At 70.1% G+C, this 26,618-nt stretch carries 26 protein-coding genes; 19 read left to right on the top strand and 7 right to left on the bottom strand.

Going from position 1 to position 26,618, the window contains the following annotated elements:
- Nucleotides 1-38: 38 nt before the first annotated feature.
- The gene (locus tag AVP41_RS12685) at nt 39-695 is read right to left on the bottom strand and encodes an FMN-dependent NADH-azoreductase (protein ID WP_067164991.1); all 657 of its coding nucleotides are present in this window, start codon (nt 693-695) and stop codon (nt 39-41) included.
- 88 nt (nt 696-783) lie between these two features.
- Between AVP41_RS12685 and AVP41_RS12690 the strand changes: the two genes are divergently transcribed.
- The 3 genes from AVP41_RS12690 to malQ all read left to right on the top strand — a co-directional run bounded on the left by AVP41_RS12690 (nt 784) and on the right by malQ (nt 4,904).
- On the top strand, nt 784-1,125 hold the full coding sequence (locus AVP41_RS12690) for a winged helix-turn-helix transcriptional regulator (protein ID WP_067164995.1): 342 nt from the start codon (nt 784-786) through the stop codon (nt 1,123-1,125).
- 77 nt (nt 1,126-1,202) lie between these two features.
- Nucleotides 1,203-2,519: a GAF domain-containing protein gene (locus AVP41_RS12695; protein WP_067164998.1), complete on the top strand. Its 1,317-nt coding sequence runs from the start codon at nt 1,203-1,205 to the stop codon at nt 2,517-2,519.
- Nucleotides 2,520-2,720: 201 nt separating this feature from the next.
- Nucleotides 2,721-4,904, top strand: coding sequence for a 4-alpha-glucanotransferase (gene malQ, locus AVP41_RS12700; RefSeq protein WP_067165960.1), 2,184 nt, complete (start codon nt 2,721-2,723; stop codon nt 4,902-4,904).
- On the opposite strand, the gene AVP41_RS12705 is transcribed toward malQ, so the two are convergent.
- The gene (locus AVP41_RS12705; protein ID WP_067165002.1) at nt 4,840-5,751 is read right to left on the bottom strand and encodes a DMT family transporter; all 912 of its coding nucleotides are present in this window, start codon (nt 5,749-5,751) and stop codon (nt 4,840-4,842) included. The two genes, malQ and AVP41_RS12705, sit on opposite strands and share 65 nt — an antisense overlap.
- 40 nt (nt 5,752-5,791) lie before the next feature.
- Here AVP41_RS12705 and AVP41_RS12710 point away from each other — a divergent pair, with 40 nt between their 5' ends.
- The 3 genes from AVP41_RS12710 to AVP41_RS12720 all read left to right on the top strand — a co-directional run bounded on the left by AVP41_RS12710 (nt 5,792) and on the right by AVP41_RS12720 (nt 8,487).
- Nucleotides 5,792-6,316: a MarR family winged helix-turn-helix transcriptional regulator gene (locus tag AVP41_RS12710; RefSeq protein ID WP_067165005.1), complete on the top strand. Its 525-nt coding sequence runs from the start codon at nt 5,792-5,794 to the stop codon at nt 6,314-6,316.
- A gap of 100 nt (nt 6,317-6,416) precedes the next feature.
- Nucleotides 6,417-7,964, top strand: a complete 1,548-nt coding sequence (gene exaC / locus AVP41_RS12715; RefSeq protein ID WP_067165009.1) for an acetaldehyde dehydrogenase ExaC — start codon at nt 6,417-6,419, stop codon at nt 7,962-7,964.
- 136 nt (nt 7,965-8,100) lie between these two features.
- Complete coding sequence (locus AVP41_RS12720) at nt 8,101-8,487, top strand: DUF779 domain-containing protein (RefSeq protein ID WP_067165012.1); 387 nt, start codon at nt 8,101-8,103, stop codon at nt 8,485-8,487.
- A 29-nt stretch (nt 8,488-8,516) separates the two neighbouring features.
- Here the strand turns inward: AVP41_RS12720 and AVP41_RS12725 are convergent, their stop codons facing one another.
- Entirely contained in the window at nt 8,517-8,885 is a 369-nt protein-coding gene (locus tag AVP41_RS12725; RefSeq protein ID WP_067165015.1) for a VOC family protein, read from the bottom strand.
- Nucleotides 8,886-8,942: 57 nt separating this feature from the next.
- On the opposite strand from AVP41_RS12725, the gene AVP41_RS12730 reads away from it, so the two are divergent.
- From AVP41_RS12730 to AVP41_RS12755, 6 genes are all read left to right on the top strand, one after another.
- Nucleotides 8,943-9,398 carry a MarR family winged helix-turn-helix transcriptional regulator gene (locus tag AVP41_RS12730; protein ID WP_067165018.1) on the top strand — a complete coding sequence of 152 codons (456 nt, stop codon included), beginning with the start codon at nt 8,943-8,945 and terminating at the stop codon, nt 9,396-9,398.
- A gap of 66 nt (nt 9,399-9,464) precedes the next feature.
- Nucleotides 9,465-9,692, top strand: a complete 228-nt coding sequence (locus AVP41_RS12735) for a hypothetical protein (RefSeq protein WP_067165021.1) — start codon at nt 9,465-9,467, stop codon at nt 9,690-9,692.
- 187 nt (nt 9,693-9,879) lie between these two features.
- On the top strand, nt 9,880-11,517 hold the full coding sequence (locus tag AVP41_RS12740) for an ABC transporter substrate-binding protein (protein WP_067165025.1): 1,638 nt from the start codon (nt 9,880-9,882) through the stop codon (nt 11,515-11,517).
- 122 nt (nt 11,518-11,639) lie between these two features.
- Nucleotides 11,640-12,710, top strand: coding sequence for an ABC transporter permease (locus tag AVP41_RS12745; RefSeq protein WP_067165029.1), 1,071 nt, complete (start codon nt 11,640-11,642; stop codon nt 12,708-12,710).
- Between the two features lies 1 nt (nt 12,711).
- Complete coding sequence (locus tag AVP41_RS12750) at nt 12,712-13,704, top strand: ABC transporter permease (RefSeq protein WP_067165032.1); 993 nt, start codon at nt 12,712-12,714, stop codon at nt 13,702-13,704.
- On the top strand, nt 13,704-15,365 hold the full coding sequence (locus tag AVP41_RS12755) for an ABC transporter ATP-binding protein (protein WP_067165035.1): 1,662 nt from the start codon (nt 13,704-13,706) through the stop codon (nt 15,363-15,365). The genes AVP41_RS12750 and AVP41_RS12755 overlap by 1 nt, the downstream gene beginning before the upstream one ends.
- A 30-nt stretch (nt 15,366-15,395) precedes the next feature.
- Here AVP41_RS12755 and AVP41_RS12760 read toward each other — a convergent pair whose 3' ends face one another.
- From AVP41_RS12760 to AVP41_RS12770, 3 genes are all read right to left on the bottom strand, one after another.
- Entirely contained in the window at nt 15,396-16,139 is a 744-nt protein-coding gene (locus tag AVP41_RS12760) for a FadR/GntR family transcriptional regulator (RefSeq protein ID WP_067165038.1), read from the bottom strand.
- Nucleotides 16,140-16,156: 17 nt separating this feature from the next.
- Nucleotides 16,157-17,353: a mandelate racemase/muconate lactonizing enzyme family protein gene (locus tag AVP41_RS12765; protein WP_067165042.1), complete on the bottom strand. Its 1,197-nt coding sequence runs from the start codon at nt 17,351-17,353 to the stop codon at nt 16,157-16,159.
- An 81-nt stretch (nt 17,354-17,434) separates the two neighbouring features.
- Entirely contained in the window at nt 17,435-18,442 is a 1,008-nt protein-coding gene (locus AVP41_RS12770; RefSeq protein ID WP_067165045.1) for a hypothetical protein, read from the bottom strand.
- Between the two features lie 129 nt (nt 18,443-18,571).
- On the opposite strand from AVP41_RS12770, the gene AVP41_RS12775 reads away from it, so the two are divergent.
- The 5 genes from AVP41_RS12775 to AVP41_RS12795 all read left to right on the top strand — a co-directional run bounded on the left by AVP41_RS12775 (nt 18,572) and on the right by AVP41_RS12795 (nt 24,368).
- Entirely contained in the window at nt 18,572-19,318 is a 747-nt protein-coding gene (locus tag AVP41_RS12775) for an SDR family NAD(P)-dependent oxidoreductase (protein WP_067165048.1), read from the top strand.
- A 94-nt stretch (nt 19,319-19,412) separates the two neighbouring features.
- Nucleotides 19,413-20,738 (top strand): ABC transporter substrate-binding protein, encoded by a 1,326-nt coding sequence (locus AVP41_RS12780; protein ID WP_067165050.1) that lies wholly within the window; start codon nt 19,413-19,415, stop codon nt 20,736-20,738.
- Entirely contained in the window at nt 20,738-21,670 is a 933-nt protein-coding gene (locus AVP41_RS12785) for a carbohydrate ABC transporter permease (RefSeq protein ID WP_067165053.1), read from the top strand. The genes AVP41_RS12780 and AVP41_RS12785 overlap by 1 nt, the downstream gene beginning before the upstream one ends.
- The gene (locus AVP41_RS12790; protein ID WP_067165056.1) at nt 21,670-22,509 is read left to right on the top strand and encodes a carbohydrate ABC transporter permease; all 840 of its coding nucleotides are present in this window, start codon (nt 21,670-21,672) and stop codon (nt 22,507-22,509) included. The genes AVP41_RS12785 and AVP41_RS12790 overlap by 1 nt, the downstream gene beginning before the upstream one ends.
- Nucleotides 22,506-24,368: an alpha-galactosidase gene (locus AVP41_RS12795; RefSeq protein ID WP_067165059.1), complete on the top strand. Its 1,863-nt coding sequence runs from the start codon at nt 22,506-22,508 to the stop codon at nt 24,366-24,368. Before AVP41_RS12790 ends, AVP41_RS12795 begins: the two co-directional genes overlap by 4 nt.
- On the opposite strand, the gene AVP41_RS12800 is transcribed toward AVP41_RS12795, so the two are convergent.
- The gene (locus AVP41_RS12800) at nt 24,365-25,567 is read right to left on the bottom strand and encodes a hypothetical protein (RefSeq protein ID WP_157532488.1); all 1,203 of its coding nucleotides are present in this window, start codon (nt 25,565-25,567) and stop codon (nt 24,365-24,367) included. The genes AVP41_RS12795 and AVP41_RS12800 overlap by 4 nt on opposite strands.
- A 193-nt stretch (nt 25,568-25,760) precedes the next feature.
- On the opposite strand from AVP41_RS12800, the gene rpsF reads away from it, so the two are divergent.
- Nucleotides 25,761-26,099, top strand: coding sequence for a 30S ribosomal protein S6 (gene rpsF, locus AVP41_RS12805; RefSeq protein WP_067165963.1), 339 nt, complete (start codon nt 25,761-25,763; stop codon nt 26,097-26,099).
- Nucleotides 26,100-26,104: 5 nt separating this feature from the next.
- Nucleotides 26,105-26,599 carry a single-stranded DNA-binding protein gene (locus tag AVP41_RS12810; protein WP_067165064.1) on the top strand — a complete coding sequence of 165 codons (495 nt, stop codon included), beginning with the start codon at nt 26,105-26,107 and terminating at the stop codon, nt 26,597-26,599.
- The last annotated feature ends 19 nt before the right edge of the window (nt 26,600-26,618 follow it).

Consider the following 26,618-nt stretch of genomic DNA (forward strand, 5'->3'; position numbering starts at 1 on the left):
CGTCACGTCGCTCCCGTCACGTCGCCCTTGAGCGGTGTTCAGGCGCTCCGGCGCCCGCGCAGGTCGGCCAGCTCGCGGCCCGAGCGCACGGCGTCGCTCTCTGCCGTGCGCTGGAGCGCTGCGGCCGTCTCGGTGAACGCGTCGAGTGCGGGGTTGACGCCCACGAGCGTGAACGGGCGGTGCACGACCCGCAGGTCGAGGCCCCAGACGTCCTCGAACACGCGGCGCAGCCACCCGGTGGAGTGGTCCCAGCCCTCCTTCGGGGTGCCGGGGTCGTAGTTCCCGCCCAGCACGGTCACGAGGGTGGCGGGCTTGCCGCGCAGGTCGGTCCCCTGCGGGTCGACGCCGGGGACCGTGTAGACGAGGTCGAACCAGGTCTTGACGTGCTGCGAGACGCCGTAGTTGTAGAGGGGCACGGTGAACAGCAGGGCGTCGGCGTCGCGGAGCTCGTCGGCGAGGCGGTGGGCGAGGGCGATCGCCTCGCGCTGCTCGGGCGTGCGCGCCTCTTCCGGGGTGAAGCCGCCCTGGACGGCGTCGCGCCAGGCCGTGGCGGGCACGGGATCGGCCGCGAGGTCGCGACGGACGACCGGCGAGGTGGGGTGGGCTGCCGACCACTCCGCTTCGACGAGGTCGCCGAGCTGGCGGCTGGCGGAGCTCGCGGGCAGGATGCTGGCATCCAGGCGGAACAGGGTCATCGTGGGGCCTCTCTTCAGTGTCCTGATTCTCAGAGTCGCTATGAAAATCAAAGCGACTCTGCTGAGGCTAGCACGCTACGATGGGGGGATGGACGCGGAAGTGCACGATGCACCGGAGTGCGACGCCGCGGTCTCGCTCGCGTTCTCGATCCTCGGCAAACGCTGGAACGGAATGATCCTCGACGCCCTCAGTGGCGGCACTCTCTCGTTCGTCGTGCTGCGTCGGGCGGTCACCGGCATCAGCGATGCCGTGTTGTCCGACCGCCTGTCCGAGCTCGCCGAGGCCTCGCTCGTCGACCGGCGCGTCGACCCGGGGCCGCCGGTCGCCGTCTCCTATGCACTGACCCCGCAGGGCGAGCGCCTCATCCCGGTGCTCGCGCAGCTGGGAGCGTGGGCGCGAGACAACCTCGTGCAGCCGGCGGCGCGGTGAGCCCGGAACCGGCTCCCTCTCGCGGCGCCCCCGACCTAGACTGAACGCACTCCTGGTTCATCGTCGAAGGGAGCGCCGTGCCCTCGTCGTGGTCGTCGCGGCGCGAGGTGTCGCCGCAGACCTCACGCCTGCTGATCGAGCGCGCCCACGAAGAGCTCGTGATCGGGAACGGAGCCGATGCCCGACTCGGCGACATCCGTCCACTCGTCCGCGACTCGTGGCGCCGGTCACTGGCCAACCTGGTGGGCGCCGAGGGCCTGCCGCCCCTGGATCTCTCCGAGGAGGAGCTGGAGGCCTACCGCAGTGCGCATCCCCTGGCCGGGGCCATGGACATGGTGCGTGCGCTGCTGTCACCGGACGCGGACTCGGGGGTCGTGGTGGCGGTGGGTGACGCGGCGGGCCGGCTGCTGTGGGTCGAGGGCGATCGGCACGTGCGCACCCTCACCGGCGACATGGGTTTCGTCGCTGGGGCGAACTGGTCGGAGCGCAGCGTGGGCACGTCGGCACCGGGCACGGCGCTCGAGCTCGACCGCTCGGTGCAGATCCACGGCGCGGAGCACTTCAACCGGCTCGTCCAGCCGTGGTCGTGCACCGCCGCTCCCGTGCACGACCCCGAGACGCGGCGGCTCGTCGGCATGATCGACGTCACCGGTGGTGCCGACGCCGCCACGCCGCAGGCGCAGCTGCTCGTCGACGCGACGGCGCGGGCGATCGAAGGCGAACTCCTCGTGGCGCGGCTGCGGGCGCGAGCCGCCGAGCGCACGCCCGTCGCGGTCCGGCGGCCGGTGGTGCGGGCACCGGAGCGCACCGTGCTGCGCGTGTTGGGCCGGGATCGGGCGTTGCTGGAACTGTCGGGGCCGTCGGGAGAGTCGGTCACCGAGCTGTCGGCGCGACACGCCGAGATCCTGCTCATGCTCGCCGTACACCGGCAGGGCCTCTCGTCGGAGCGACTGGCGGCACTCGTCTACGGCGAGGAGGCGGAGGGCACGCTGCGTCCCGAGATGGTGCGCCTGCGCAAGGCCCTCGAGCGCACCGCGCCGCACCTCGTCCCCGCGTCGCGCCCCTACCGGCTGACGGGAGAACTGGAGACCGACGCGCATCAGGTGGTGTCGCTCCTGGATCGCGGAGCGCACCGCGTCGCCTTGGCCGCCTATCGCGGGAGCGTTCTGCCCGAGTCGGTCGCCCCCGGGGTGGAGGAGTTCCGGGAGTCGGTGCGGCTCGCCCTTCGGGAGGCGCTCCTGGCTGAAGCCTCCGTCGACGTGCTGCTCGCCTACGCCGACACCGAGGACGGGGCGGAAGACGCCGAGGTGCTCCGGCTCGCCCTTCGCATGCTGCCCGCCCGCTCCCCCAAGCGCGCCGGCATCGTGGCCCGGCTCGATCGCCTCTCCGCCTGACCCGCCCCCCGCCCCCGCCCCCGGGTTCCTCGTCCTCGCTCGTCGAGAGCACATGTTCCCACCGAGTGCATACGTCCTCACCGCGAGTAGCACGTGCGCTCGGTGACAGCATGTGCTCTCGGGGCTCGGGGCTCGGGAGCGCGGGGCGGGGGAAGGAAGTGGGCGGGATGCGGCAGGATGGGCGCTGACGGAGGGACCGAGATGAGCGACGATCAGCCGAGTGCGACCCTGGTCGCTCTGGCCGAGGCCCACGGCGTGGCGACGGAGTACTGGTCGTTCTTCGGCGACCGCGTGGCGGTGCCGGCCGGCACTCTGCGCGCGGTCCTGGCGGCGATGGGCGTCGAGTCTTCGGACGAGGACGCCACGGCTCTCGCCCTCGCTGCGGCAGAAGAGAGCCCGTGGCGGGCCCTCCTGCCGCCTTCGCTGGTCACGCGGCCGGGCGTGCGAAGCCTCCTTCTCCACGTCGCCGACGGGCACGACGTCACCGCCGAAGTCCTGCTCGAGGACGGTTCGCGCCGCGACCTGCCGATCCCGGAACAGCGCCCCGCGGCCCGGCTGATCGACGGTGTGCTGCGCTGGCGGGTGGAGGTGCCGGTGCCGGCCGATCTTCCGCTCGGGTGGCACACCGTCCGCGCCCGGCAGTGTCCCTTCGGCGGCGTGCCCGACCGTGAGGCGACCTGCGTGCTCGTCATCACACCCGAGCGACTCCCCGACCCTCCCACCCGTCCCGGCCGCGATCGCGCGTGGGGCCTCATGGCGCAGCTGTACTCGGTGCGCTCGCGCGGGTCGTGGGGGATGGGGGACTTCGCCGATCTGGGCGACCTCGCCGCCGTCGCCGCCGGCCGTGGCGCCGACTTCCTGCTCATCAACCCCATCCATGCCGCGGACGTCGCGAGCCCGATCGAGGCCTCGCCGTACCGCCCGGCCAGCCGGCGGTTCCTCGCTCCGCTCTACGTGCGCCCGGAGGACATCCGCGAGTTCGCACAGCTGGAGGAGGAGGAGCGCAAGACGGTGCGAGACCTGCGCGCTCCGGTCGCCGCCACCGACGACGATCCCACGCGGATCGACCGCGATGCGGTGTGGGCGGCCAAGCGCTCGGCGCTCGAACGCATCTTCGCGGTTCCGCGCTTGGCGGGGCGCCAGGCCGATCTCGACGCGTTCGTCCGTCGCGAGGGGCAGCCCTTGCAGGACTTCGCCCTGTGGTGCGCGTTGGAGGAGTACCGGGCCGACCCCGCGCGTGCCGGCGGGCTCGGTCGGGAGGATCTCGCCGACATCGACTCGCCCGCCGTGGCCGCGATCCAGCGCGAACTCGCCGATCGGGTGGCCTTCCACGCGTGGCTGCAGTGGGTGGCCGACGCGCAGGTCGCCCGTGCGCAGTCCGAAGCGGTCGCAGCCGGGATGTCGATCGGGATCATGCACGACCTCGCGGTCGGGGTACACACCGAGGGCTCCGACGCCTGGTCGCTGCGCGGGATGTACGCGCCGGGGATCACGGTGGGTGCGCCTCCCGACATGTACAACCAGCAGGGACAGAACTGGAACCAGCCCCCGTGGCTTCCTCGGGCTCTGGCGGAGGCCGGTTATGCGCCGCTTCGCGACATGATCCGCACCCTGCTGCGCCACGCGGGCGCCCTGCGCGTCGACCATGTGATCGGGCTGTTCCGGCTGTGGTGGATCCCCGCCGGCCTCGGTGCGGACGCGGGAACGTATGTCCGCTACGACCACGAGGCGATGATCGGAGTGCTCGCGCTGGAGGCGCACCGCGCGGGGGCGGTGCTCATCGGCGAAGATCTCGGGAACGTGGAGCCGTGGGTGCGGGATTACCTCTCCGCCCGCGGGATCCTGGGCACCAGCGTGCTCTGGTTCGAGCGCGAGGGCGAGGGCTTCCGCCCGCCGGAGCAGTATCGGCGGTCGCTGCTCGCGACGGTGAACACGCACGATCTCCCCCCGACGGCCGGCTACCTCGCCGACGAGCACGTGTGGCTCCGGGCGCGCCTCGGCCTTCTCACCCGACCGGTCCAGGAGGAGCGGGCCGACGCCGACCGGGAACGCGCCACGATGATGGCGCTCCTGCGCGAGCGCGGCCTCATCGGTGACAACCCCTCGGAGCAGCAGATCATCGAGGCCCTCAATGTCCTCATCACCGCCTCGCCCTCGGTGCTGCTGGGGGTCGCCCTGGTCGACGCGGTCGGCGAGCGGCGCGTGCAGAATCAGCCGGGAACCGACAAGGAGTACCCGAACTGGCAGGTGCCGCTCGCCGATGCCGCCGGGAATGCGGTGCTCCTCGACGATCTCGACGCGCAACCGCGATTCCTCTCGCTCACCGCGGCGGTGGACCGTGCGGTGCGGCCCGTCGGCGAGGAGGGTGGCGCCGTCCCCGCGTGACCCCGAGGACGACGCCGGCCACGACGAGTGCGAACCCGATCGCCTCCACGGGTCCGAACGGCTCGCCGGCCCACAGCACGCCGAGCAGGACACCCGTGACGGGGTTGAGGAGTCCGATGATCCCCACGACCGCGCCCGACAGCTGCGCGAGCCCCGCGAACCACGCGGCGTAGGCGAGCGCGGTGGCCACGACGATCACGTACGCGAAGCCCGCGAGCGCGGGAACGTCCAGGGCAGGGGGTGCGCCCTCCACGACCACCGCGAACGGGACGACGACCACAGACCCGGCGATCAGCTGCCACGCCGTCATCGTGAGGGCGGGGACCTCCGGCCCCCACCGCCGGGTGAGGACGAAGCCGAGGGACGACGACAGCATCGCCACGATCGAGGCCGCGACGCCCCACGGGTCGACCTCTCCCCCGCCGGGCTGCAGCATGACGACGACACCCGCGATTCCGACGGCCGCTCCGACGACGGCCCGGATGCGCGGACGCTGGCGCAGGACGATCCAGCTGAGGAGGAGCAGCGCCGCCGCCGAGGTCGACATGATCGTCGCGGCGAGGCTCGTGGCCAGGCGCTGCGCCGCGACGTAGACGAGCACATTGAGGCCGCCCACCGTCAGGGTGCCGAGCACGATCGACCGCCACCACCACGATCCGCCCGGAAGGCGACGGACGAGCGCGAGTACGAGGAGCCCCGCGGGGAGGCAGCGGATGACGGCGCCCCAGAGGGCCGCGTCGGGCGGAAGCAGGTGGCGGGTGACGTAGTACGTGCTGCCCCACGCGATCGGCGCGATCGCCGTGATCGCCAGCCAACGAGCGCGCGACCCGCCCGGTTTATCTTCCATGGAAGAGAATATAGCTTCCACGGAAGGTAATGTCGACGTCATGACCCCGACGCCCGAGGACCCGCGCGGAACCGACCCCCTCGACCACGTGGACCGTATCCAGGAGGAGTGGCGGCGGGAGCGACCCGATCTCGACCCCGCGCCGCAGGGTGTGATCGGCCGGGTGCACCGTGTGGCGCAGGCGCTCACGCGCGAGCTCACCGCGGTGTACGCCCAGCACGGGCTCAGCGAAGCGGAGTTCGACCTCCTCGCCTCACTGCGTCGCGCCGGACCCCCCTTCGCGCTCCCCGCCGGCGAGCTCGCCGCGCACACGATGGTCACCACGGGAGGGCTCACCAAGCGGGTCGACCGCCTCATCGAGCGCGGACTCGTCGAGCGGGAGGAGGCGGGCGAGGACCGCCGGCGCCGGCTGGTGCGTCTGACCGACTCCGGGCGCGCCGTCATCGACGCGGCGTTCACGGCGCACCTGGCCAACGAGCAGCGCCTCGTCGACATGCTGCCACCGGAGGATGCCGCCGCGATCGCGCGCGCCCTGCGGCGGTGGGCTCTCGCGCTCGACGAGTGAGCGCGCCACGGTGCAACGGAATGCAACGTGGCGCGACCTAGCCTCGACGGCATCCGAACGCGGCATCGCTGCCGCGACTCATGCAGTCGAAGGAGACAACATGACCATCGTCGAAGAGGGCGTCTCGAGCGTCTATGCCGCTCCCGGCCAGCGGGGCTCCGTCGCCGAGTACCGCGCGCGCTACGGCCACTACATCGGCGGCGAGTTCGTCGCTCCGGTCAAGGGCGAGTACTTCGAGAACATCACCCCCGTGACCGGCAAGCCCTTCTGCGAGGTCGGGCGCGGCACGGTGGAAGACATCGATCGCGCCGTCGACGTCGCATGGAAGGCGTTCGAGTCGTGGAAGCGCACGACCCCCGCCGACCGCGCGAACATCCTGAACAAGATCGCCGACCGCATGGAGGAGAACCTCGAGAAGATCGCGGTCGCCGAGACGTGGGAGAACGGCAAGCCCATCCGCGAGACCCTCGCCGCCGACATCCCTCTCGCGATCGACCACTTCCGCTACTTCGCCGGTGTGCTGCGGGCTCAGGAGGGTTCGCTCAGCCAGATCGACGAGGACACCGTCGCCTACCACTTCCACGAGCCGCTGGGTGTGGTCGGCCAGATCATTCCGTGGAACTTCCCCATCCTCATGGCGACATGGAAGCTCGCCCCGGCGCTCGCCGCCGGCAACTGCGTCGTGCTGAAGCCCGCGGAGCAGACGCCGGCGTCGATCCTGTTCCTCTTCGAGATCATCGGCGACCTGCTGCCGGCCGGCGTCGTGAACATCGTCAACGGCTTCGGGATCGAGGCGGGCGCACCGCTCGCGCAGCACAAGCGCATCCGCAAGGTCGCCTTCACGGGTGAGACCACCACGGGGCGCCTCATCATGCAGTACGCCTCGCAGAACCTCATCCCGGTGACGCTCGAGCTCGGCGGCAAGAGTGCCAACGTCTTCTTCGAGGACGTCGCGCGCGACAAGGATGCCTACTACGACAAGGCGCTGGAGGGCTTCACGTTCTTCGCGCTCAACCAGGGCGAGGTGTGCACGTGCCCGTCGCGCGCGCTCATCCAGCGCTCGATCTACGACGGGTTCCTCGCCGACGGCCTGGAGCGGGTCGGCAAGATCGTGCAGGGCAATCCGCTCGACCCGGCCACCATGATCGGTGCCCAGGCCTCGAACGACCAGCTCGAGAAGATCCTGTCGTACATCGAGATCGGCAAGGCGGGCGGCGCGAAACTCCTCGCCGGTGGCGAGCGGGTGGACCTCGGCGGCGAGCTCAGCGGCGGATACTACGTGGCGCCGACCGTGTTCGAGGGCACGAACGACATGCGGATCTTCCAGGAGGAGATCTTCGGGCCGGTCGTGTCGGTGACGAGCTTCGACGACTTCGACGACGCCATCCACATCGCCAACGACACCCTGTACGGCCTCGGTGCCGGGGTGTGGAGCCGCTCGGCGGACACGATGTACCGCGCGGGACGCGGCATCGAGGCCGGACGCGTGTGGACGAACACGTACCACCAGTACCCGGCCCACGCCGCGTTCGGCGGGTACAAGCAGTCCGGAATCGGCCGCGAGAACCACCTGAAGATGCTCGACCACTACCAGCAGACCAAGAACCTGCTCGTCTCGTACGCCGAAGGGGCGATGGGCTTCTTCTGATCCGCGCGGCGCACCTCGACGCACCCGCCGCTCGGCGACCGGGAGGTCCCCCACCTCCCGGTCGCCGAACGGGCGGTGGGGGTCACGCGCCGCTCCCTCAGCGCATCACCGATCGCAGATCCTCTGGGAGGCCACGATGACCACGACGCTCTCTCCCCGCGTGGCGGTGACGGATGCCGCGGCGGCGCTGCTGCGCCAGCTGACGGCCCAGCACGGCAAGCTCATGTTCCATCAGTCCGGCGGATGCTGCGACGGGAGCGCCCCCATGTGCTACCCCGTCGGGATGTTCCTGACCGGACCGAGCGACGTGAAGCTCGGCGACCTCGACGTGGGCCTCGACGACCCGATCGAGGTCTTCATCTCCGAGGCGCAGTTCGAGTACTGGAAGTACACCCACCTGACGATCGACGTGGTCCCGGGCCGAGGCGCCGGGTTCAGCGTGGAGGGCCCGACGGGTATGCGGTTTCTCATCCGTTCCCGCATGCTCACCGAGGACGAGCTCGTCGAGGTCGGACTGCGCTGACGTCGGGAGGACCGCGTCGGCGCCGCCGGTCACGCGCGGTCGTGGAGGGTGATGCGGTAGCCGTCGGGGTCGGCGAAGGTGAACGTGCGACCGAACGGACCGTCGATGGGGGCCGCGATGATCTCGTGTCCGGCCGTGACCAGCGCGTCGTGGATGTCCTGGACGTCGGTGGCGTGCAACCAGAGCGCGGTTCCCACACCGGGGTGCGTGCTGGCCGCGAGGGCGTCCTCGTCGACGATGTCGCGCACCGCGAAGGCGATCGGGGTGGTCGCGAACACGACGGCGTGGGGCGGTCCCGCCGGAGAGCGCACCAGGCCGAGGAACCTCTCGTAGAAGGCCTGCGAGGCGTCGAGGTCGCGCACCTGAAGGGAAATGAAGTCGGGGCCGGTGACGGGCATGGGGTGTCCTCTCTTGAGTCAGTTATCTGACATGCGATCGTATGTCAGAATACTGACATGAGTCAAGGATCGCCGGGTGTCGACCTGCCCGTCTCCGTGGGCTACCGGCTGAAGGAAGCCTCGAGTGCCCTGCGCGCGGCGATGGAGGACGTTCTGCGTCCCCTCGGGATGAACGTCACGCACTATGCGTGCCTGGAACTCCTCGCGCAGCGGCCGGGTCTCTCCAACTCCGACCTCGCCCGCGGCACTTTCGTGACGCGACAGACGATGAACGTGCTGCTGCAGGCCCTCGAGCGCGACGGCGAGGTGGAGCGACCGGAGAAGCCGCTTGTCGGCAAAGTCCTTCCCGTCACGCTCACCGCTCACGGCCGCGCGAAGCTCGCTGCTGCGAGCGCAGCCGTGCGCTCCGTCGAGGAACGGATGCTGGAAGGGCTGAGCGCCTCCGATCGAGCAGAGTCGCTCCGGCTGCTCGACGCGATGATCCGCGCGCTCCGCACCCCTGCGGCGAGCTGAGGGGGCGGCTGAGCCCCGCGCCCTCGCGTAGGGTCGGAGCATGCTCAGCGCGACTGAGGTGGAACGATGGCGGGCTTCGCGGAGGTTCTCGGGGGTGTCCCGCTCGTCCTCGCGCACCTCGTGGGCCTCGTCGTCCTCGCCGTGCTCGGCTGGCGCGCTCTTCGGGGGTGGGGCCTCGCCCCGGCTCTCGCCGCCGTCGTCGCGGCGAGTCTCGTCGGTGTGGGCGCGGCGCAGCTTCTCTACGGCGGCGAGCTGTTCGAGCTCGGCATCGGGCACGAGTCCGTGAGCTCCTGACCCGGCCGTCACCCGCGTTGCGCACGATGACCAATCGGCGGTGGCACCGGGGCTCACCGTGCACGGTCCTGGGTTTCGGTCTCGTTACGAATTGCGCCGACCTCTGCGCGGATGCGGAGGGTCGGGTGAAAGATAGCGACTTAGGCCCGCCCACTGACGGGTCGTCATCCAGACAGCAGAGGTACACATGTCACGGCACCACAGCACGCGCGGGCGCCTCGCCCTCGCCCTCGGAGCGTTCGGCGCCTCGGCGCTTCTCCTGGCCGGCTGCGCCGGCGGAACGCCCGGCCCCGGCAACAGCAACGCTCCGGCGTCCGACGAGCCCATCATCGTCGGGACCACCGACAAGGTCACGACCCTCGACCCGGCCGGCTCGTACGACAACGGATCGCTGGCCGTCCAGACGCAGGTCTTCCCGTACCTGGTCGGAACCGACTACAACAGCACCGAGGTCGTCCCCGATCTCGCCGAGTCCGCCGAGTTCACCTCTCCCACCGAGTACACGGTGAAGCTCCCGGCGGGGCTGAAGTGGGCCAACGGCAACGACCTCACCTCGTCCGACGTGAAGTTCTCGTTCGACCGCAACCTCAAGATCGCCGACCCCAATGGCGCATCGAGCCTGCTCTACAACCTCGACAAGGTCGAGGCACCCGACGACACCACGGTGGTCTTCACGCTCAAGACCGAGAACGACCAGGTGTTCCCGTTCATCCTCACCAGCTTCCCCGGCGCGATCGTCGACGAAGAGGTGTTCTCGGCCGACGCGATCACGCCCGACGAGGACATCGTCAAGGGCAAGGCGTTCGCCGGTCCCTACTCGATCACCTCGTGGGACTTCAACAAGACGGTGGAGTTCACGCCCTACAAGGACTACAAGGGCCTGATCGACGCCCCCGTCAACGGCGGCGTCATCCTCAGCTACTTCGCCGAGTCGTCCAACCTCAAGCTCGCCGTCCAGCAGGGCGACGTCGACGTGGCCTACCGCAGCCTCTCGGCCACGGACGTGGAGGATCTCTCCAAGAACGACTCCGTGAAGGTCGTCAACGGGCCCGGTGGAGAGATCCGCTACATCGTGTTCAACTTCAACACGCAGCCCTACGGCGCCACGACCAGCGACGCCGACCCGAAGAAGGCGCTCGCGGTCCGCCAGGCCATCGCCGATCTCGTCGACCGTGAGGCCATCTCCACGCAGGTGTACAAGGGCACGTACACGCCGCTGTACTCCTACGTCCCCGAGGGCTTCACGGGTGCCACCGAGGCGCTCAAGGGCCTCTACGGCGACGGCAACGGAGCACCCGATGCCGCGAAGGCCAAGGAGACCCTCGAGGCCGCGGGCGTCACCACTCCGGTCAAGCTCAGCCTGCAGTACAGCCCCGACCACTACGGACCCTCGTCGGGCGACGAGTACGCGCTCGTGAAGTCGCAGCTCGAGAAGGACGGACTGTTCCAGGTCGACCTGCAGTCGACGGAGTGGGTGCAGTACTCCAAGGACCGCACCGCCGACGTCTACCCCGCCTACCAGCTCGGCTGGTTCCCGGACTACTCCGACGCCGACAACTACCTGACGCCGTTCTTCCTCAAGAACAACTTCCTCGGCAACCACTACGACAACTCGGAGGTCAACGACCTGATCCTCCAGCAGGCCGTGGAGCCGGATGCCGCCCAGCGCACCTCCGAGATCGAGAAGATCCAGGAGCTCGTCGCCGGCGACCTCTCCACGCTTCCGCTCCTGCAGGGTGCTCAGGTCGCGGTGACCGGCGCGGACGTGTCGGGCGTGGTGCTCGACGCGTCGTTCAAGCTCCGCTTCGCCTCGATCACGAAGTAATCGCCGCGGGCGTTCGACGAGACCGCTCGCCTCTCGCTCAACGACCGGGGCACACCATGTGGCCCCGGTCGTTGGGCGAGTGCAGCGCGTCGAACGCCCCGCCGTCCGTAGAGTAGGCAACCATGACGACAGATGTCGCCGATCCGCCCGCAGTGACGCGGACCCGAGGATCGGGCTCGGTGCTCGGCCGATACATCCTGATCCGCTTCCTGCTGATCTTCCCCACCGTGCTCATCCTCGTGACGCTCGTGTTCTTCCTCATCCGGCTGACGGGCGACCCGATCACGGCGGCGCTGGGCGGCCGGCTCCCCGCCGACCAGCTGGCCGAGCGCATCCACGAGGCGGGCTACGACCGGCCGATCCTGGTGCAGTACGTCGAGTACCTCGGCCAGGTCTTCACCTTCAACTTCGGGACGACGATCACCGACAACCAGCCGGTGGTGCAGGTGATCGCCACCTACGGCACGGCGACTCTGGAACTCGTGCTCTACGCCCTCGTCGTGGCCTTCCTGGTGGGGATCCCGCTGGGGCTCGTGGCCGCCGCGCTGCGCGACCGGTGGCCCGACGCCCTCCTGCGGGTGAGCGCAATCCTCTTCTACGCCACTCCCGTCTTCTTCGCCGGGCTCGTGGCCAAGCTCGTCTTCGGCGTGTGGCTGGGTTGGCTCCCGGTGTCGGGCCGAGCGAGCGTGCGCACCGAACTCGCGCTCGGCCGCGACGGCGGCACCGGCATCTACCTGATCGACGCCATCGCGTCGGGGAACCCCGCCTACGTGCAGGACGTCCTCGCCCACGCGGTGCTGCCGGCCCTGACGCTCGGGCTCCTGACGGCCGGGATCTTCCTGCGTCTCGTGCGCACGAACGTCATCGGCACCTTCAACATGCCCTACGTCGATGCCGCCCGGTCGCGCGGCGTCCGGGAGTCGCGGCTCGTGCGCACCCACGCGTACCGGCCGGCGCTCATCCCGATCATCACCGTCATCGGGCTGCAGATCGCCCTCATGCTCGGCGGCGCGGTGCTCACCGAGACGACCTTCGAGTGGAAGGGGCTGGGCTTCCAGCTCGCGGCCTACCTGTCCTCCCGCGACTTCGTGGCGGTGCAGGGCATCGTCGCGATGATCGCGATCATCGTGGCCCTCACCAACTTCGTCGTCGACATCCTCGCCGCCTTCATCGACCCGAGGGTGAGGTACTGAGATGGCCGAGCGCCGACTCCTCGACCGCGTACCCGTCGTCCGTCAGCTCCGACAGAGCGTCGGACTGCAGCGCGGCATGCTCGTCGCCGGCCTCGTGCTGACGGCGGCCTTCGTCCTCCTCGCCCTCCTCGCCCCGTGGATCACCCCGTACAGCTACAGCCAGCTGAGCGGTCAGGGCGGCAACTTCGGCGCGCAGCAGCCGCCGAGCTCCGCCCACCTCCTCGGCACGACGGTCGGCGGCTACGACGTCTTCTCCCGTGTCATCTGGGGAGCACAGACCGCGCTCTACGTCGTGGTCGTGGCGATCGTGCTGTCGATGTTCCTCGGGATCCTGCTCGGTCTCGTCTCCGGATACCTCGGCGGGTGGGTCGATCGGGTGCTGGTGGTGGTCGCCGACGCGATCTACGCCTTCCCCACCCTGCTTCTCGCCATCGTCGTGGCCATCGCCATCAGCCGCGGCCAGTCCGATCTGTGGTCGGGGATCCTGGCGGCGGCCGCCTCGATCACGGTCGTCTTCATTCCGCAGTACTTCCGGGTGGTGCGGGCCGAGGTGGTCCGGGTGAAGTCGGAGGCCTTCGTCGAATCGGCGCAGGTGATCGGCGCCTCGACGCCGCGGATCATGTTCCGCCACGTGCTGCGCAACTCCACCCGTACGCTTCCGCTGATCGTCACGTTGAACGCGTCCGAGGCGATCTCGACGCTCGCGGCCCTCGGCTTCCTCGGATTCGGCATCGAGCCCACGTCGGCCGCCGAGTGGGGGTACGACCTCAACAAGTCGATCAGCGACGTCGCCGCCGGCATCTGGTGGACGGCGATCCCCCCGGGAATCGCGATCGTGCTCACCGTCCTCGGCATCACGCTGATCGGGGAGAGCCTCAACGACCTGGCCGACCCGCGGCTGCGGGCCCGTCGCCGGTCGGCCCCGCGCACGCCCGCCGACGCCGTGGCCGCCACGCAGCCGGTGGCGCGCGAAGAACGAGGAGAGGTGGAGTGATGGCGGCTCGACAGCAGGATCCCGTCCGCACCGACGCGCTCGCCGTCGACATCCGTGACCTCGACATCACCTTCGCGACCGACGGCGGCGACGTCGCTGCTGTGCGCGACGTCTCGCTCCAGGTGCACCCCGGTGAGGTGCTGGCCATCGTGGGTGAGTCCGGCAGCGGCAAGACGGTGACGGCGCGCTCGATCCTGGGACTCCTCCCCGAGACCGCCACCACGCGGGGCGCGGTCATCCTCGACGGCACCGACGTCGTGGGGCTGTCGTCGGATCGCCTCCGCGCGGTGCGCGGCACGAAAGCGGCGATGATCTTCCAGGAGCCCTCGACCGCGCTGAACCCCGTGTTCACGGTCGGGTGGCAGCTCATGGAGGGCTTGCGCGCCCACGGCGTGCACTCGAAGAAGCAGGCGCGCGCCCGGGCGATCGAGATGCTCGGACGGGTCGGCATCCCGGATCCGGCCCGGCGGGTGGATGATTACCCGCACCAGTTCTCGGGCGGTCAGAAGCAGCGGATCGTCATCGCCATGGCGCTCGCCCTCGAGCCGAGCGTCATCCTCGCCGACGAGCCCACCACCGCCCTGGACGTGACGGTGCAGGCCGAGATCCTCGACCTCCTGCGCGACCTGCGCGACGAGACCGGGACGGCGATCATCCTCATCACCCACAACATGGGCGTCGTCGCCGACCTCGCCGACCGCGTGGCCGTGATGCTCGACGGCGAGGTCGTCGAGACGGCGACGGCCCGGGAGCTCTTCGCCGCTCCGCAGCACGAGTACACGAAGCGGCTGCTCGACGCGGTGCCGCGGCTCCGGATCGCCGATCGCCCTCTCCCGGCGTCGGCGTCGGGTGCTCCCGTCGTGGAGGCACGCGGACTCGTGATCGAGTATCCCGGGCGCCTGGGGAGCGGCACCTTCCGCGCCGTGCACGAGATCGACTTCGCCATCCGGCCCGGGGAGGTGCTGGGGCTCGTGGGCGAATCGGGGTCGGGAAAGACGACGATCGGACGCGCGATCGCGGGGCTCACCCCGGTGGCCGGCGGCTCGCTACGGGTGCTCGGCACCGAGATGCGCGGCGTGAAGGAGCGCACCTTCCGCGCCCAGCGCCGAGAGCTGGGCTTCGTCTTCCAGGATCCGGCGACGAGCTTCAATCCCCTCCTCACCATCGCGGAATGCGTCGCCGAGCCGCTCATCGTCCACGGCGTCGCCCGCAACGCGAGTGATGCCCGTCCGCAGGTCGACGACCTGCTCGAGGCGGTGCAGCTCCCGGCGGCGTTCGGCGACCGGTTCCCCCACGAGCTGTCGGGAGGACAGCGCCAGCGCGCGTCGCTGGCTCGCGCTCTCGCCCTCGACCCGCGGCTGCTCATCGCCGACGAGCCGACGAGTGCGCTCGACGTCTCGGTGCAGGCCCGCGTGCTCGAGCTGTTCGGCGAGCTGCAGGAGCGCTTCGGGTTCGCCGCGCTGTTCATCACGCACGATCTCGCGGTGGTGGACCTCCTCGCGCACCGGGTCGTCGTGCTGCATCGGGGCCGGATCGCCGAGGAGGGACGGACCGCGGAGGTGCTCGGGTCCCCCACCGACGACTACACGCGACGGCTCATCGCCTCGCTGCCCGTGCCCGACCCCGTCGAACAGGCGGCGCGTCGGGCCGCGCGAGGGTGAGGGGCGCGCCCGCCCGCAGACGACCGCGGGTCAGGTCGCGTCCTGCTCCCGCAGCGCCGCGGCGAGGGCGACCTTGCCGTCGAGCACCACTTGCAGCATCGTCTCCGCGGCCAGTTCCGCATCCCCCCGCGTGATGGCGTCGACCACGGCCACGTGACGGGCCGCGTCGTCTTCCAGCGACTGTGTGCTCGCCTCCTGCTGCAGGTCGAACGAGAGCTTCATGAAGTCGGCGACCAGCGTGCCGAAGCGCGACAGGAAGGTGTTGTGCGAGGCGGCGTAGACGGCCAGGTGGAACTCGACGTCACGCTCTGCATAGGCGGCGTGATCGCCCGCAGCGGCCGCGAGCTCGATGCCGGCCTGTTCGATGCGGCCGAGGTCGTGCATCGTGGCACGCCCCGCGGCGAGGCGGGCGGCGTTGGGCTCGACGATCTGGCGGAGCTCCACCAGGTCGCGCATGAGGTCGGTGGCCTGTCCCTCGGCGTAGGTCCAGGTGAGCAGATCGGAGTCGAAGCTGCTCCACAGCTCCCGGGGGCGGACGCGGGTGCCGACCTTGGGGCGGATGTCGACGAGTCCCTTGGCGGCGAGCACCTTCATCGCCTCGCGCACCGACGTGCGGCTGACGCCGTACTCCTCGGTGAGGGCGGCCTCTCGCGGCAGTAGTTCTCCCGGCTGGTAGGTGCCGCCGGCGATGGCGCGGCCCAGGGCCTCGATCACGTGGCCCTGGCGCCCCCGGAGCGAGTATCCGGAGCCGGCGTCGGCACTCGTCCCGCTCACCTGTCTCCGACCGTTCGTCACGACGACAGCACCGCGCTGTCGGGCTGCGGGCTAGAGTACAGCGTTTCCCCGTCGACCGTGATCTGCACCGACCGGAGGTAGGGAGCCAGCGCCGCGGTGTCGACCTCGACCCCGAGGCCGGGGGCGTCGGGCACATGCAGGAGACCATCGGCGTCGGGCCGGAGGTGGGTGCGGGTGAGGTCGACGGCGAGCTGCTTCGGCTCGGCCGGGTACTCGCAGATCACGCTGGCGGCAAGACCCGCGAAGGGCTGGAGCGAGGCCGACAGGGCCAGGTGCGACGTGAAGGTGTGGTTGACGTAGGTGATCCCCAGCCGCTCCGCGTGGGCGGCGATGCGGGCCGAGGGCGCGATGCCGCCGACGCGTCCGGTGTCGATCTGCACGAAGCCGATCCCGCCGTGGCGCATGAGATTGCGAGCCATCGCCTCCTCGTGCGCTCCTTCGCCGCCCGCGAGGCGGACCGGGCCCGCGTCCCGCGCGAGCGCGGCGTACGCGTCGTACTCGGCCGCCCCGAACGGCTCTTCGAGCCAGAGGGCGCGGACATCCGACAGCGCCGGCATACGCGCGGCGGCCGCCTCGACGTCGTTCTCCCATACCTGACCCGCGTCGACCATCAGCTCGCGGTCGGGGCCGATCGCCTCCCGCGCGGCGTGCAGCTGATCGGCGTCGTCGGCGACGCTGCCGGTGCCGAAGGGGCCCCAGCCGAACTTCACGGCGCGGAATCCGCGTGCCACGGCGTCTCGCCCGCGGGCGAGGGTCTGCTCGGGGGTGTCGCCGAAGAGGACGGAGGCATAGGGGACCTTCGGATGGGCCGTCGTGGCCCCGAGGAGGCGCCACACCGGCTCTTCACGCACGCGGCCGAGCAGGTCCCACAGCGCGATCTCGATGCCGGAGAAGGTGTGGGCGGCCTGGAGGAGGTCCATGCTGTTGCGGGCGACCAACCGGGCGATCCGCATGATGTCGTCGGGACCGTCGATCCGCTCCCCGATCACCGAGTCGGAGACCGGACGGCAGACGCCGTGGGACCGCGGCGCGATGAAGGCCGCGATCGAGGTGAGCGGCGAGGCCTCGCATTCGCCCCACCCTTCGGCGTCGCCGGCGCGGACGCGCACGAGCAGCGCGTCCTGGCTGCCGTCGGCCTCCAGGGTCACCTCGGGCATGCTCGCGTAGAAGAAGTCGACGCTATCGATCCGCACGACGGTCCTCTCTCAGATCGTATGAAAGTCGGTGGTCCGAGATGGGAAGCGCCATCAACGGCGGGGGTGAGAAGTCAATCATCATACTAATACCTCGATGACGTGCGTCGTGTGAAGGGGAGCCGCGGGGGACAGCGCCAGCGAGGTGCGGGCGCCGTCGAGGGAGAGCGGGTTGTCGGAGGCCGATGTGCTCGCCGAGAAATCGAACGCCGACACGACCGGTTCGACACCCAGGCCCCGGTAGGTGCCGCGCCACGGGGCCGAGGGGAGGCCGCGGTCGGAGAGCCAGAGCATCAGCGAGTCGAAGAGGGTGTCGTCCCACTCCACCGCCACGGCCGTGCCGTCGGCGTGGCGGAGGCGCAACGGCGACCGCGCGCCGATCAGCTGCACGACCTCCTCGGTGGGATGGGGCGGCGGGAGCCGGGTGAGGTCCACCGTTCCCCCGGCGGCGGCGGGGACCGCGTCGAGGGAGGTGAAGCGCGCCGCCGGCGCAGGCCGTCCCTCTCCGTGGAGGCGACCCGGCCAGACGCATCCCCACGAGAAGGCGACATCGAGGCGGGCGACTGCGGGGGACCCGACCGGGGGGAGCGCGAGGATCGGATGCAGCCCGAGCGAGGTGCGGTGCGGCCGACGCGCGGTGACCTCGAGGTCGAACTCGATACGCGCACGACCGGGAACGGGGCGCACGCGGCGCACCACGCGGGCGATGTCGTGGTCGGGTGGCGGCACGAGCGTCGCGGTGACGGCGGTCGTCCCGTCCTCCGCGGTGTCGGGAGTGAGTCGCCACGGGGCATCGGCCGTGATGCCGTGCGGAGGGACCGGAGCCGGCGTGCCGACGCGCCGCCAGTCCTCCGGCGCGTCGGGCGCGACGGAGGCTGAGCCGAAGGGGAGGCACACGAAGTCTCCGCCCAGCACCCGAAGGTGTCCCGGCAGTCCCGCGACCTCGGGATCACCCGGATCCCACGCCGCCTGCGCGAGAGGGCGCACGCGGCGTCCGCCGGCGGTCACGGTGAGGTCGCGCAGCATCGCCGCGGTGGCGTGCACCCGGCCACGGCCGTGGCTCCACGCCAGGTCGACGGAATCGTCCATGATCACCTCTTGACCCAAAGGTATTATCTAAACGAGAATTGCGCTACATTCGATCCCGAGGTTCCGGGGGCTGTTGCTCTCGAGAACGTCTTAGGTAGGATCAATGCGACTCGAAAGCAAGGACGCCCGATGTTAGCTGCGAACCGTACGGCGCTGGTCACCGGCGCTGCCAGCGGCATCGGTGCTGCCGTTGCGCGGCGACTGGCGGCCGCGGGCGACCGGCTCGTCCTCATCGATCGCGACGCCTCGCGCCTGTCGGAGGTCGCCGGCGAGCTGGCCGACGCCGTGGCGCTCCCTCTCGACGTCTCCTCGGCCGATGCGGCCACGGCCGTGCGGGAAGAACTGGGGGCAGGCGGCGCGCTCGATGTGCTCGTCAACGCCGCCGGCGTGGTCGTCGAGCCCGACGACGACCACGCGCTCGCCCGCACGCTCGAGATCAATCTCGCCGCCGCCGTGCGGCTGACCACGGGTCTCGTTCCCCTCCTCCGGCGGGCCGCCACTCCGCGCGTCGTGAACGTCGGGTCGGTGCAGGCCGATCGCGCCGCGACCGGATCGGTCGCCTACGCGGCGAGCAAGGGCGGACTGCACGCGGCCACCCGAGCGCTCGCCGTCGAGCTCGCGCCGGACGGCATCCTCGTCAACGCGGTCGCGCCGGGGTTCATCGACACCCCCATGGCGCGGCTCGCCGACGGTCGCACCGAATACGAGACCGACTGGTTCCAGAGCGTGTACCTCGAGCACGGCCGACTGCCGCTGCGCCGCCCGGGCACCCCCGAGGAGGTCGCCGTCGCCGTCTCCTTCCTCGCCTCGCCCGAGAACACGTATGTGACGGGTGCCGTCCTCGCCGTCGATGGCGGGCTCGGGGCCGCCCTATGAGCCCCGCACCCGGCGCCGGCCTTCTCGCGCTCCCGAATTTGATCGATCAAGAACCCTCTACCCGCACCGCAATCACCCTGTGAAAGGAACCGACATGAAGCTCCTGCGAATCGGCGCTCTCGCCGTTGCGAGCGCACTGACCCTGGGCTTGGCCGCCTGCGCACCCGGCGCCGACGGCGACAAGACCGAGTCGAAGACCCTCACCGTCTGGGATCCCGGCCTGCTGACGAAGAAGACCGACGACGGTGCCGTCGCCGACAACTCCTTCCTCAACATCGCCGTCGACCAGTTCGAGAAGGACAACCCCGGCGTCACGGTCGACGTCGTCACCCTCTCCGGCGACATCTCGAAGGACGCCGCGCAGTTCCAGGCCGCCTCGATCGCCGGCAACGGCCCGGACGTTCGGATCGGCTACACCGGCGGCAACACCGTCGACTACGCCGACTTCCTCGAAGACCTCGACGGGGTGTTCTCCGAGGAGACCATGACCGACCTCTCGGGCTGGAACACGGTCCGTGCGGGCTACGCCGACGACGGCGCCCTGCTCGGTCTTCCCTACGGCGGCGGCTCCTACTTCTACGTCTTCTACAACAAGGAGCTCGCCGAGAAGGCCGGCCTCGACCTCTCCACTCCTCCCGCCACGTGGGAGGACATGATCGCCCTCGGCGAGCAGGCCAAGGGCAAGATCGGCGACGCCGTGCCCTTCTGGACCCCGAACCAGGAAGGCTACGTCGGCGCCTGGGTGATGGCGGCGCTCGTGGGCGGTCAGCTCGGCTCCAACGCGTTCACGGACATGTACAGCGGAAAGACGCCGCTCACCGATCCCGCGATGGTCAAGGCGTACGAGGCGTACTCGAAGCTCTACTCCCTGGGCCTCACCAACCCCGATGCCGGCTCGATCGGCAACTCCGAGCAGCTCACCGGCTTCGTGCAGGGCAAGGGCCTGTTCATGGTCTCGGGGGCGTGGGAGAACGGCGCGCTGGAAGAGGCGATGGGCGAGAAGGCCGGGGTCTTCCCGATCCCGACGCTCGCCGGCTCGCAGTTCCCGACTGCGCTCGCGGGCGGACCGAACGTGTCGGTCTCGATCACGAACTACTCCGAGAACAAGGACCTCGCCAAGAAGTTCCTCCAGTACCTCGCGCAGCCGGCGACGATCGACACCTACGTGAAGCTGTTCCAGACCGAGCCCTCCAACAGTGCATCGGCCGACACCTCGGTGATCACGAACTACTACCTGAAGTCCGAGGCCGAATACGTCTCGAAGGCCGACGCCGTCGTCTACCCGTTCGACAACGTCATGCCGCAGTCCGTGATCGACCTCTTCTATCGCCTCAACGCGACCGTGTACACGGGACAGACCACCCCCGAGGACGCCGTGTCGCAGCTGCAGGAGGCCTATAAGGCCGAGAAGTCGGACTGATGACCACACAGACCGGGGTGTCCCCGTCAACCGCATCTCGCGGGGACACCCCTCCCGCTCGGGGAAAGAGCAGGTGGCGTCGCCGCGAGCGCTGGGTCGCGCTCGCGGCGGTCGCCCCGGCCCTCGTGCTGGCGCTCGGGTTCATGGTGTACCCGGTCGGGTACGCCCTGTTCATCTCGTTCCACAAGACCAACGGGCTCCGATTCGAGTTCGTCGGGCTCGGCAACTACGTCAAGCTCCTCACCGACCCGCTCCTGTACAAGGTGTTCGGGACGAACCTGCTGTTCCTCGTGTCGGTGCCGATCGTCATCTTCGCCGCGCTCGTGTGCTCGGTGCTGCTGTACGAGCGGATCCGCGGCTGGAAGTTCTACCGCGTCCTCTTCTTCGTGCCGAACGTGCTGTCCACGGCTGTCATCGGCCTCATGTTCAAGACGCTGTTCGCCTACAGCGGTCCGGTGAACGCCCTGATCGAGGCCTTCGGCGGCAAGCCCGTGGACTTCTTCGCGGGGGCTGGCAGTGCGATCTTCGTCATCGTGCTGGCGCTGGTCTGGTCGGGATTCGGCTATCAGTCGCTCATCCTGTTGAGCGGGCTCAGCTCGATCAACCCCGAGGTGTTCGAAGCGGCGGTGCTCGACGGCGCGGGATGGTGGCGACGCCTGTGGTCGATCACCCTCCCCAACATCCGGCGGGTCGTGGTGCTCGTGTCGATCCTCAACGTGCTCTACACGTTCACGTCGCTGTTCGGATTCATCTTCGTGATGACCGCCGGTGGCCCCGGATACGACACCACCACGCTCGACTACCTCATCTACAGCCTCGCCTTCTCGTCGTCGCGGCTGGGCGAGGGATCGGCCCTCGCGGTCATGGTGTTCCTGTTCATCGGCACGCTGACCCTGCTTCAGCTGCGCTTCTTCCGATCGGCGGATGACTGATGGCTACCAATCACGTCGGTGTGCCCAAGCGGGCGCGGCTTCCCATCGGGGTCGGCTTGGCCCTCATCGCGGTGACGATCGTCTACCCCGTCGTCTACCTCGCCACCGCCGCCTTCCGGACCAAGGCCGACTACCTCGCGAACCCGTTCGGGCTGCCGTCCGAGTGGACCTTCCAGAACTTCATCGTGCTGTGGAACAACTACGACCTCGGCAACGCGCTGCGCAACAGCGTGGTCGTCGTGGTCATCGGGCTCACGCTGCAGCTGGCCATCGCGATGCTCGCCGGCTACGCGCTGGCCCGGCTCGATGTCCCCGGCGCCCGGGCGATCAACGCGACCTTCGTGTCGGTGATGCTCGTGCCGAGCCAGGTGCTCATCATCCCGATCTACCTCCTGCTCTCGCGGATCGGGCTGGTCGGGTCGTTGCAGGGGCTGATCCTGGTCTATGTGGCGACGGGGCTCCCCTTCGCGGTGTTCTTCATGACGGCGGCGTTCGCCGGTGTCGACCAGAACGTGCTGGAGGCGGCGAAGGTCGACGGGGCGGGGTTCTGGCGCACGCTCATCAGCGTCGCGTCGCCGATGGCGGCACCCGGGATCGCGACTCTCGCCGTGCTGCAGTTCCTCGGCATGTGGAACGAGCTGCTGTTCGCCTACATCCTCCTGCCCGACAACGACCTGCGGCTCCTCACGCCCGCGCTGGCGCAGATCGGCGGACGGTTCACGAGCGATCAACCGCTGGTGTCGGCCGGCCTCATCGTCACCGCGATCTTCCCGATGCTGCTCCTCGCCTTCGCGTCGAAGTACGTCATGAGCGGTCTCGCGGCGAGCTTCGGCCGATGAGCGCGTCGGTCTGGGAGGCGCCCGGAGGGAGCTGGGCCGTCCCCGTGGAGCCGGCGCCGGGTGCCGTGCGCGAGCACCGCGCGTGGACTCGGCGGGGGGAGGCGTGGGAGGCGAGCCTCGAGGTCGCCGCCCCCGAGGACGCTCCCGGCCACGTGACCGAGCTCGACGCCCTGGTGGCGCGGCTCGCTCCGCGGGACTGGACGGCGCGGACATTCGCCTCGGCCTGGGGAGCGGAGTTCGAGCGCGTCGAGCACCCGGCCGTCGAGGGACTCCACGTCGGGGTCCGCACCGGGCGTTCCTCCCACGGCGCCCACCCGATCGTGGCGCTGGAGACCACCGGCCTCGTCGTGCTCGTCTCGGTCGCGTGGAGCGGCAACTGGCGGATCGCGATCGACGACGGTGTGCTCCGGGCCGGCGTGGAGCCGCACGACTTCTTCATCGACCTCGCGGCCGGGGAGTCCGTCGTCGCGCCGTCGGTGTTCGTCGCCCACGGTGCGACGCTGGCGGACGCCGGGGCGGCCCTCGCGGCGGCCGTCGGAGGGATCATTCCGCGGTCGCCGCGCAGCGACGCCATGCCCACCGAGTGGAACCACTGGTGGCCCTACGAAGACCGCGAGATCGACGCCGACACCTTCCTCGCCGAATCCCGTGTCGCCGCCGCCGTGGGGCTGGAGGTCGCCACGCTCGACGCGGGATGGTTCGGCAGCGCCGACCGTACCGCCGACTGGCAGACCGAGCGCGGCGACTGGGAGCGGGAGAACACGGTCCGCTTCCCCGGAGGCGTGGTGGCGCTCGCCGATCGCGTGCGAGAGACGGGTGTCGACTTCGGGGTGTGGATCGAGGCGGAGGCCCTCGGCGCCGACGCGCGGGCGCGCCGCACCCATCCCGAGATCGTCGCGACCCGCTCGACACCCGACGGCGCGGTGCGCATCACCGTGTCGCTCGACCCCGACGACCCGACGTTCCTCGGTTACGTGTGCCTCGGGAGCTCCGCCGGCCGCACCTTCGTGCTCGACGCGATGGAGGACATCGTCACCCGCACCCGAGCGCGGTGGCTGAAACTCGACTTCAACGTCGACCCCGGAAGCGGCTGCGACCGCGACGATCACGGGCACGGCCGCGGCGACGGGCTGTTCCGGCACTACCAGGGCCTGTATGAGGTGCTGGACCTCTTCCGGCAGCGCCACCCCGATGTCGTCCTGGAGTCGTGCTCATCGGGAGGACTCCGCATCGATCTGGGGATCGCGCAGCACGTGCACTGCCACTTCCTCTCCGATCCCGACTGGACCGAGCACCACCTTCAGGTTCTCTGGGGCGCCTCGCTCATGCTGCCGCCCGCCGCGATCCTCCACTGGACGTGGTCGCAGTGGCTGGGCGACCATCCCGCGCAGCGGCGGCCGTGGGCGGAGCTCTCCGAGGCCGAGTTCGACCGCTCCCTCCGGGCGGCGCTCCTGCATCGCACCGGCGTCTCGATCCGACTCACCGAGCTTCCCGCACACCTGCGGGAGCGCCTCGCGACGCATGTCCAGGCCTTCCGCTCCCGCATCGCGCCCCTTCTCGTCGACGGCGTGCTCACGACGCTGACGCCTCCCCCGTTGCGCGAGGGCCGCGGGTGCCGCCAGCCCGTCTTCCAGCTCGACTCCCGGCACGGGCATCTGCTCGCGGCGTTCGCGCTCGACACCGCGAGCGAGAACGTCACCCTCGCGTGGCGTGGACTGCAGCCCGACGCGCGCTATGACGTCACGCCCCTCGCCGACGACGAGGCGCCGTTCACGGCCACGGGCGCCGAGCTCCGTGCCGGCACGACGCGTCGCGGCTGCTCCTGGCTGTGGCTGGCCGTCCGGCGCGCGGACGGCTAGCGGAAGAGGCCGCTCAGGAACCCGGCGAACACGCCCGCCTGCCCGAAGAAGAAGAACGCGAGGAACGCGACGAAGACGACGACGATCGCCCACGGGAACCGCTGCTTCAACCGGCGCCCGGGCGCGGCGACACCAGGCGGTGGGCGGAGCGCGGCCATCGGCGCGACGAACGGAAGCGGACCGGCGACCCCCGGTGTCCCCGCACCGTCCGCCGCTCCCGCCGGGCCGCTCGTAGACGCGCCTGGGGCCGGAGCGATCGGGGCGGCGAGGGCGGCGAGACGGTCGTCGCGCCACCTCTCCCACTGCGCGAACTTGTCGAGGAAGGCGCGCACGACCGAGAACAGCCACGCCCAGGTGCCGGGGTAGAGCGTCGAGAAGTCGCGCTTGGCGTAGAGGAACATCCAGTCGTCGACGATCTCCACGTCCAGCGCTGCGGCGTGGTCGATGAAGCGCGCCATGATGTCGGGCGTGAACAGATAGAGGGCGTCGGCCTCGTACCCTTCCGGGCAGTACAGCGAGAAGTGCCGGTCGAAGTCGCCCTCGAGGCTCAGGCGCTGGTCGCGGTTGAAGGCGGCGGGGAGGTTCGAGCCGAAGAGGCCGTTGTTGCTCGTGGCGTCGAGCACGATGTGCGGAAGCGGCGTCGAGAGCTTCACGGCCACGTAGCCCCACTTGTGGGTGGTCTGGTTCTTCCCCGAGCCCGTCGTGTACTGGTAGTTGCCGAACTCGACGAAGCGCGGGTGAGCGCCGCGGACGATGTCGGTGGCCTTCCGCGAGCGGCCGAGGGAGAAGATCATGCCCGGCAGCGGCGGGTTGGTCACCTCCGGGTGCCACTGCATGCCGTTGGCTTGCGCGAACCGGTCGAGGCGATACCAGCGCACCGCGGTGCTGTTGCGGGACATCCGCCACACCGCGGTGCCGATCAGGGCGATGATCAGTACGAGCATCACGAAGGGCACGAAGGAGAGCACGTCCGGGGCTCCGCTTCCCGAGCCCACCGCCAGGAAGGTCGTGAAGATGCTCGCGAACACCCCGCCGAACACCAGCAGGAAGACGGCGGCGACGGCGACACCGATGACGACGCCGATCGGTCCCGTGCCCGCCGGCGCGCGCCCGCTCTTGCGCAGCTCCGCGACGTACGCGCGGGCCGCCGCCTTGTCGACCGGCTCGGTGAGGGGACGTTCGTCGAAGGTGGACGTCATGACGGCCACGCTACCGGGCGTCCTCAGCCGTGGTGCGCTGCGCCCGACGGGTCCGCTAGACTGTTGTGGTTGTCTGCCTGCGCTCCGGCGTGGAACGACACGTGCATCAACCCTCCTGATGCCGGGAACCGCCCGGTATCCGTTCTAGTCCGAAGGAGGTGGGTTAGTGACGCACACGCACCAGTACGAACTCATGGTCATCCTTGACCCCGAGGTCGACGAGCGCCAGGTCGCTCCCAAGCTCGACGGTTTCCTGAAGGTCATCACCGCAGATGGTGGCTCGATCGACAACGTCGACGTGTGGGGCAAGCGCCGTCTCGCGTACGAGATCCAGAAGAAGAACGAGGGCATCTACGCCGTCGTCAACTTCACCGCTACCAGCGCCGCCACGCAGGAGCTCGACCGTCAGCTCAAGCTGAACGAGCAGATCATGCGCACCAAGGTTCTCCGTGCCGAAGAGGCGATGGCCATGGTCGCCGCCGAGAAGGAGCGCGCCGAGGCCAAGGCTGCCCGCAAGGCTGCGAAGGCCTGACGACGATGGCCGGCGAGACCGTCATCACCGTCGTGGGCAACCTCACGGCAGACCCCGAGCTGCGCTACACGCAGAACGGCCTGCCGGTCGCGAACTTCACGATCGCGTCGACTCCGCGCAACTTCGACCGCCAGGCAGGCGAGTGGAAGGACGGCGAAGCGCTGTTCCTCCGCGCGTCGGTGTGGCGCGAGTTCGCCGAGCACGTGGCCGGTTCGCTCACCAAGGGCATGCGGGTCATCGCGACCGGCCGTCTGAAGCAGCGCTCCTACCAGGATCGCGAGGGCAACAACCGCACGGCGATCGAGCTGGAGGTCGACGAGATCGGCCCCTCGCTCCGCTACGCGACCGCCCAGGTCACCCGCGCCGCTTCCGGCGGTGGCGGCGGTGGCCAGTCGCGTCCCCAGGTCCAGCAGGAAGAGCCGTGGGCGACCCCCGGCTCTGCTGCTCCGGATGCCTGGAGCGCTCCCGGCGCCGGCTACGGCGACGACACCCCGTTCTGATCAAGACTCCGGATGCCGC

The sequence above is a fragment of the Microbacterium sp. TNHR37B genome (genome assembly GCF_001620065.1).
Classification (GTDB): domain Bacteria; phylum Actinomycetota; class Actinomycetes; order Actinomycetales; family Microbacteriaceae; genus Microbacterium.